Annotated in this window: 1 protein-coding gene; it reads left to right on the top strand. The window is 70.0% G+C overall.

The features are described from left to right. Positions 1-47: 47 nt before the first annotated feature. A partial coding sequence (locus ACFVUS_RS44075; RefSeq protein WP_387781582.1) for an AMP-binding protein occupies positions 48-1,101 on the top strand: 1,054 nt, incomplete at its 3' end.

The following is a 1,101-nucleotide window of genomic DNA, read 5'->3' as shown; positions in this document are numbered from 1 at the left end:
AGCTATGCCCCGGGGACACAACGGACACCCTGGGAAAGGGAGATGTCGTGAGCAATGAAAGCCTGGCCAATCTGCTCAAGGAAGAGCGGCGGTTCGCACCGCCCGCCGATCTGGCCGCCGCCGCCAATGTGACCGAGGCTGCGTACGCACAGGCCGATGCGGACCGGCTGGGCTTCTGGGCCGAGCAGGCCCGGCGGCTGACCTGGGACACGGAGCCGACCGAGACGCTCGACTGGAGCAACCCGCCCTTCGCCAAGTGGTTCGCCGACGGCAAGCTGAACGTCGCGTACAACTGCGTGGACCGGCACGTCGAGGCCGGCAACGGCGACCGCGTCGCCATCCACTTCGAGGGCGAGCCCGGCGACAGCCGGTCGATCACCTACGCGCAGCTCAAGGACGAGGTCTCGCGGGCCGCCAACGCCCTGACCGAGCTGGGCGTACAGGCCGGCGACCGCGTCGCCGTGTACCTGCCGATGATCCCGGAGGCGGTCGTCGCGATGCTCGCGTGCGCCCGCGTCGGCGCCGCGCACTCCGTGGTCTTCGGCGGTTTCTCCGCCGATGCCGTGGCCTCTCGCATCCAGGACGCCGACGCCAAGCTCGTGATCACCGCCGACGGCGGCTACCGCCGCGGCAAGCCCAGCGCCCTCAAGCCCGCCATCGACGAGGCCGTCGGCAAGTGTCCGCAGGTCAAGAACGTCCTGGTGGTGCGGCGCACCGGCCAGGACACCGCCTTCACCGAGGGCCGCGACGTCTGGTGGCACGAGATCGTCGGCCGGCAGTCGACCGAGCACGCGCCGCAGCCCTTCGACGCCGAGCACCCGCTGTTCATCCTCTACACCTCGGGGACCACGGGGAAGCCCAAGGGCATCCTGCACACCTCGGGCGGCTACCTCACACAGGCCGCGTACACCCACCACGCGGTGTTCGACCTGAAGCCGGAGACCGACGTCTACTGGTGCACCGCCGACATCGGCTGGGTGACCGGGCACTCCTACATCGTCTACGGGCCGCTCGCCAACGGCGCCACCCAGGTGATCTACGAGGGCACGCCGGACACCCCGCACCAGGGCCGGTTCTGGGAGGTCGTGCAGAAGTACGGCG

Origin of the sequence: Nocardia sp. NPDC058058 (assembly GCF_042885355.1) — a bacterium.
Taxonomy (GTDB): domain Bacteria; phylum Actinomycetota; class Actinomycetes; order Mycobacteriales; family Mycobacteriaceae; genus Nocardia.
This window is presented reverse-complemented; position numbering and strand designations above follow the sequence as displayed.